Below are 6,402 nucleotides of genomic sequence, written 5' to 3'. Positions count from 1 at the left end.
AAGACTCGCACGGGTTTTGGCGAGGCTTAACTTCGAGGTTTGAGACCGCCCTTTGGCTCAGACCGGCCCCACAGCAGAAACCTAGCCGCTTACCGGAATCGACAATTCACGCAAATTACATTTCACAAACTAACAGCAATAACACTTACGCTGGACACAAGCGCCAGCAATCTACTGCCTACTGTGCCGTAATCCCACCATCCGCGGTAAACTCAGCACCAGTTGAATAACTGGAATCATCAGACGCCAAGAAAAGAACCATCTTTGAAACTTCCTCCGGTTCAGCAATCCGTTGCATTGGAATCATCTTCGCAAATTGCGCAACAGCATCATCCGTGTCACCCTGATGAATCATTGGCGTTGAGATAACGCCTGGATGAACTGAATTAACCCGAATGTTTGAATACGCTAGTTCCAAAGCAGCCGCCTTTGTCATCCCACGCACTGCAAACTTGGTATCGGTATAGCCAATGGCGCCACCAACTAACCCGTTAATGGATGACACGTTAACGATACTGCCTTTCCCGGTTTTCTTCATTTCAGTCGCCGCGTATTTCATTCCTAAGAAGACACTTAATTGATTAATTTTAAAAATCTTCAGATAGTCTTCGGTAGTCACATCAAACAATGACTTCGCATACGTGATACCAGCGTTGTTCACCAAGATATCGAGGTGGCCGAAATGCGCAATCGTTTCTTTGATAACGTGTTGCCAATCAGCTTCACTGGCCACATCTTGTTTAACGAAAATGGCGTTTTCACCGAGCTCTGCCGCGAGTTTGTTACCGGCTTCTTCGTTAATATCTGTGATAACAACTTTTGCGCCTTCGCTAACAAATAGTTTGGCGTGTGACGCACCCATTCCTTGTGAACCGCCGGTGATAATTGCAACTTGATCAGTTAATTTACCCATGATAGATCCATCCCTTCAAATTTGAGTTATTCGGCCACGCATTTAGCTAACGTTTCTTGAATCGAGGCGAGAACGTCGTGGTCTTTAATGCCTAAAATTGCGTGTGTCTCAGCCGGATCAGAGCACAATTGTTCTTCCTGCAACTGCTGCGACAATAATAAATTAATGCCGTGTTCCTTACCAGCCGCATCCACTTGAGCCTGTGCCTGTTCCAACTGTGGTTTGACTGTTTCAAACGAAATAACCGGTACCTGTGTTTGTTCAGTTTGGCCGAGAGCGTCAACAATCATCTGATAAAAGGCTTGATAACTCAAGTTATAGCTATTAATCGCGAACGTTTGGCGATGCGTGCCATTTTCCATAGCGCCGACTGCCGCCTCGGCCACTTGCTCAACCGTCACCGCTGAAGTTGCGCCTTTCAAAGCTGGATAAACTGGTTGATTCCGAATCATATCGACAAACATTTGCCACAACGGCATTCGGCCTGGCATGGTGCCGAAAATATACGGTAATCGTAATGAGGTTACGGTCATTGCCCCTTCACCCTCCGCAAAGGCGACCTGCTCTTGCAAGAGTCGGGTATTGACGTATGGCTGTTGTTGATATTCAGGGTATTTGGCCGCAAACTTAATCGCAAACTCGCTATTATACGACCCAAATAACACGAACCGTTGAACGCCAGCCTGTCTCGCCAATCGCGCAAACCGTTGCGTTGGTAATACGTTGGCATGATAGTAGAAGCTCAACGCCGGTTTGTCCGGAATTGCGCGTTCATCAGCACCAGCCGCATACATAAAACCATCACAATCCGACAACATGGCGACAATCTCATCGTCACTGAGTTGGTTCATGTCACCAAGCTTCACCTCAACTGATGCTGGCAGTAAATCATCCGTTGGAAGTGGTGGCAACGCCATGGTCTTCACTTGGTAACCACGCGCCAACAGTTCTTTAATCGTGTAATACCCTAAAAAGCCGGTTCCCCCTAGTACAAATACTTTTGACATGTCATCTCCTCTTTTCCAATTAGTTTGCTAATTAATTCACAGTTAGTATAATTGATTTAAGTAAGCGTTTACTAACAAAAATCCGCTAACTGTTCAAATAAGGAGATTCAGCATGAACTATACTTATCCCTATGTCAGTACGAACTACGTCTCCGGTCAGTATCGACCACAGTCGTTAACGATTGTCAGCCAGAAAATTAGCCAGCTTCAACCACCGCATTTTTCAGACGAAGCCGAATATTTAATTGTGACCGCTGGCGAAGCAACGTTACTGTTAAACAATCAACCCATCAGCTTGTCCGCCGGTGAGGTCGTATTGCTGATGCCCTTTCAGATGCAACAACTCAAACCAGAGCCGGACAACCCAATTGAACTGTTTCGAGTTCGACTCTCGTTAGGCCTTGTTTTACTGTCTTCCATCGATGAAGCCCAATATACCAAGGCACTCCAGAACTCGAATCGCTTTCACCCCGTCATTCGAATTAAACAAACCGAACAGGACTTTCTCATTCACTTTTGCCAAGAAACGATCCGTCAAAAACAACTCCCAACTGGCCGAACCTCTAGTCTTAACCTGGCGCTAGTTTCCTACTTATTTCACCTATTTCAAACCGAAACCCAAGTGCCGCTACCGGATCAAAATCCTGATATGGCTTGGCAATGGCTAAGATACCTTCAATACCATCATCAATCGGCAGTCACGTTAACTGAGCTGGCCACCATCTTTGGTAAGACCGAACACGATATTCAGCAAGGCCTTGTTCGAATTAGCGGGTTCACGTTCAATCAACTCCTGAACCAAGTCAGAATCCGTAACGCCACCGCACTCCTCCAATTCTCTGAACTCACGATTCGCCAAATCGCCAATATCTGCGGTTTTAAGTCGATTGGCACCTTCTATTACCAATTTGAGTTGGTGCATCGTCAACGGCCACTTGATTACCGCAAGCAACTACGTACCCATGACCAGCTTGTCGGCTTGAGCGATGGCTGGGTCATTGGGGTTTATCTATTAGAACACTGTTACGAACCACTCACGGTTGAACAACTTGCTCAGCAACTAAACTTCTCCGTTGATACGGTCACCGACCGACTAAAACAACACTTTGGTTTAACGTTCAAACCGTTGTTAAACCTTTTCCGGTGCGAACTGGCGCGACCACTAGTACTCGCTTCGACTTTAACGATTGATCAAATTGCGATTAAGGCCGGCTACCACGATACAGCAAGTTTTGTGCGCAACTACCGGCAAATTTGGCAAGTGACGCCTAGTCAGGAACGCCGTGAGCAATCGCAACGGCCCTAATTCGCGTCATTCAAGCGCAAAAAACACCTTGACGATAACTACAGGTCAAGGTGCCTTTTGCGTGTTGATGAATGTACGCCCTTTAGATATCCTGACGGCCGCTCGGTAGCTCGGACTAATTCACAGCCCAACGCCGAATTGCGGCAACCAGTGTCGGTGTCGCTTCCTGACTGCCAACTCGCTCGTTATAGTAGGCCGCAAACCGTGCATCCGCTTCGTACATGTCGGCCAGGCCACGATGATACGCGCTTGAATACAACTCACCAGCCATTACCTCCAGCCACTCACGGTGCTGCTGATAAACCTGTTCACTCAAATCATCACCGGTTTGAGTCATGATGGTCAGCGTATCAATCAACCGTTGTTCAGTCGTTTGAGCCCGCTGATAGGTTGTTTCATCTAGGCCCAAAACGTGTTGATTGGCTTGCTGTTGGGCAGCAGCACCCCATTTTGTGCGAACTTCATCCCCATACTGTTCCTTATTTTGTTGCATCATATCGGCCTTAAACGCCGCGAATTTTTCTGAATCCGTCATCACTTTTCCCTCCTGCGTGGCAATCGTGCTATCAACTTGGGCGATGAGGGTTGTTAGGTGTTGCTGCTGTTGATAAAGCGCCGACCGTTGGGCTTTTAGAGCAGTCAATCGTTCTTGTACATCACTGTCGAGTAGCGGTTTAATGGCTTTTAACGGAAACCCGACCGCTTGATAAAAGCGAATCAACTGTAGCCGACTCGCATCCGCACTCGAATAATGGCGGTAGCCACTATCATCAACCTGTGGCACTAACAAACCAATTTGATGGTAGTACCGCAACGTCCGCGCAGTGACCCCCGTCAAAGCCGCAAACGCCTGAATTTGATAATCCATTTCCTCATCACCTCTACTTTAGGATAAGGGATGACGTAACGTTAAGGTCAACCTCTTTTTTATAAATACTGTGCCGTTATTGATTGATTACAAGTTTTAATCCCAGCAACCGGTCCCTCATAAACGATTTGGCCACCGTGAATCCCACCATCCGGTCCGATATCAATGATCCAGTCGGCACTACGCATCACATCCGTATTGTGCTCGATCACGATCACCGTGTTACCTGCATCAACCAAGTCATTAATGATGCGAATCATATTGGCGGTGTCGGCACTGTGTAACCCGGTAGTCGGTTCGTCTAAGATGATTAATTCACTTTTTTGATTGAGTTCCGCCGCAATCTTCAAACGTTGTGCCTCACCACCGGAAAGGGTGTCCAACGTTTGGCCTAAGGATAGGTAACCAAGGCCCACGTTTAGCGTGGCCTCAAGTTGCGTACTAATCTTCTTATCCGCAAACACAGTTGTGGCTTCCTCCACCGTCATCCGCATCAGGTCAACGATATTGTAACCATGTAGCGAATACTGGAGCACTTCTGGTCGGTATTTTTGCCCCTGACAATCCGGGCAAACCACCTGGGCGTTATCCATGAAGGAGAGGTTTAGTTCAACCATCCCCTTGCCTTTACAGGTCGGACAAGCACCCTTGCTGTTGGCGCTAAAGAAGCCGGCTGGTTGCCCACTGGCCTTCGCAAATAACTGACGAATCCGATCCATGATGCCCGTATACGTTGCAATACTCGAACGACTATTGGTGTGCAATGGCGCTTGTGTAATTGAGATTGCTTCAGGATGTTCCTGCGCAAAAACCTGTTGCACCAAACTACTCTTGCCCGAACCAGCTACACCGCTGACTACCGTAAAGAGGCCGACTGGAACCTTTAAACTCACTTGCTTGAGGTTATGCAAACTAGATGGGGCACTGGTCATAAAAGTGGTTGCGTTCCGCGGTGTTTCGTTAATTGGTAACCGGTGATTAAGGTACTGCCCCGTCAACGTGTCACTTGCCAATAGGTCAGATACTGTTCCGGTAAAGGTGACCGTCCCACCATGACGGCCAGCGCCCGGTCCCATATCAATGACATAATCAGCAATTTTGATGACATCCGGATCATGCTCCACCACCAGCACCGTGTTACCGTTATCACGTAATTTTTGAAGCAATTCGTTTAACCGGTGAACGTCACGCGGATGCAACCCCGTGCTTGGTTCATCCAAAATATACAGCATGTCTGTTAACGAATTACCCAGGTACTGCACCGTCTTGATTCGCTGACTTTCACCACCAGATAACGTTCGGGTATCCCGGGTTAGACTCAAGTAGTCCAACCCAATGTTAATTAAATCACCAATTCGACGGCGTAAATCTTGAATCACCGGCACAATTTCCGGCGCCGTCCAAGTTGCTAAAAGCGTGTCTAACTCGGCTAACGGCATTTCTGTCAAATCAAATAGGTTATAACCATGAATCTTTGATGCTAACACTGATGGATTGTACCGCTTTCCCTGACAATCTGGGCAAACAGTCGTGAGCGTATACGTAGCGATTTTCTTAGCAGCTCCCGCAGTGGTATCGCCATCAGAATTAACCGTTTGGCGGAAAAATTGACGACCAACGCCTTCAAACTTTTGTTGTTTTCGGTTTGCTTCATCCACATCGCCATTTAACAAGTAATCCAATTCAGTTGCGGTGAAGTCTGCGACTGGCTTATCAGCGTCTAACTGCTTATTTTTCAGCAACTGCTGCTGGTAATAGCCCTTAACACCGTAGTTGGGAAGTAGAACGGCCCCTTCACGCAACGTGAGCGATTGATCCAACACTGCTTCTAAGTTCAAGACATAGGTTTCACCGATTCCTTGACACCGAGGGCACATGCCGGCCGGGTCATTGAACGAAAACGTGTTAGCTGTTTTGCCGTGTGCCGGTTGGCCTAATCGTGAAAATAGGACTCGCAACAACGGATTAATATCGCTAATAGTCCCTAGCGTTGACCGCGCGTTACCGCCCAAGGGTCGTTGTTCGATCACAATCGCTGGTGATAAATTCGTGACGGCATCAACGTCTGGTCGGTGATATTTCGGCAAAAATAGCCGTGCAAAACTACTGTACGTACTATTCAGCTGGCGACCAGCCTCCTGCGCAATCGTATCAAACACAATTGAGGACTTGCCGGAACCCGATACGCCGGTAAATACCGTAATTTGATGCTTGGGGATTCGTAAGTTAACGTTTTGAAGATTATTCTCCCGGTCACCGCGAATGTTGATCCAGTCAGTTGCTGCCATGTTAGTCCTCCTTGAGTCGT

General features: G+C 47.5%; 5 protein-coding genes. 1 reads left to right on the top strand and 4 read right to left on the bottom strand.

Going from position 1 to position 6,402, the window contains the following annotated elements; genetic code table 11:
• Positions 1–178: 178 nt before the first annotated feature.
• The gene (locus tag ACYVR3_RS13405; RefSeq protein ID WP_461244665.1) at positions 179–913 is read right to left on the bottom strand and encodes a glucose 1-dehydrogenase; all 735 of its coding nucleotides are present in this window, start codon (positions 911–913) and stop codon (positions 179–181) included.
• Positions 914–939: 26 nt separating this feature from the next.
• A complete protein-coding gene (locus ACYVR3_RS13400) occupies positions 940–1,920 on the bottom strand; it encodes an NAD-dependent epimerase/dehydratase family protein (RefSeq protein WP_461244664.1) in 981 nt (326 codons plus the stop codon).
• Positions 1,921–2,032: 112 nt separating this feature from the next.
• Between ACYVR3_RS13400 and ACYVR3_RS13395 the strand changes: the two genes are divergently transcribed.
• A complete protein-coding gene (locus ACYVR3_RS13395; protein ID WP_461244663.1) occupies positions 2,033–3,226 on the top strand; it encodes a helix-turn-helix domain-containing protein in 1,194 nt (397 codons plus the stop codon).
• Between the two features lie 115 nt (positions 3,227–3,341).
• Here ACYVR3_RS13395 and ACYVR3_RS13390 read toward each other — a convergent pair whose 3' ends face one another.
• Both ACYVR3_RS13390 and ACYVR3_RS13385 read right to left on the bottom strand, forming a co-directional pair.
• A complete protein-coding gene (locus tag ACYVR3_RS13390; RefSeq protein ID WP_461244662.1) occupies positions 3,342–4,094 on the bottom strand; it encodes a MerR family transcriptional regulator in 753 nt (250 codons plus the stop codon).
• 59 nt (positions 4,095–4,153) lie between these two features.
• Complete coding sequence (locus ACYVR3_RS13385; RefSeq protein ID WP_461244661.1) at positions 4,154–6,382, bottom strand: ATP-binding cassette domain-containing protein; 2,229 nt, start codon at positions 6,380–6,382, stop codon at positions 4,154–4,156.
• Positions 6,383–6,402: the final 20 nt, after the last annotated feature.

The sequence above is a fragment of the Secundilactobacillus muriivasis genome (assembly GCF_054785195.1).
The sequence above is the reverse complement of the archived record's forward strand: the minus strand, read 5'-3'. Positions and strand labels throughout refer to the sequence as shown.

What these genes read in the sequence shown, in the direction of transcription:
- ACYVR3_RS13405 (WP_461244665.1), bottom strand. Translation starts at nt 913, where the DNA reads ATGGGTAAATTAACTGATCAAGTTGCAATTATCACCGGCGGTTCACAA.
- ACYVR3_RS13400 (WP_461244664.1), bottom strand. Translation starts at nt 1,920, where the DNA reads ATGTCAAAAGTATTTGTACTAGGGGGAACCGGCTTTTTAGGGTATTAC.
- ACYVR3_RS13395 (WP_461244663.1), top strand. Translation starts at nt 2,033, where the DNA reads ATGAACTATACTTATCCCTATGTCAGTACGAACTACGTCTCCGGTCAG.
- ACYVR3_RS13390 (WP_461244662.1), bottom strand. Translation starts at nt 4,094, where the DNA reads ATGGATTATCAAATTCAGGCGTTTGCGGCTTTGACGGGGGTCACTGCG.
- ACYVR3_RS13385 (WP_461244661.1), bottom strand. Translation starts at nt 6,382, where the DNA reads ATGGCAGCAACTGACTGGATCAACATTCGCGGTGACCGGGAGAATAAT.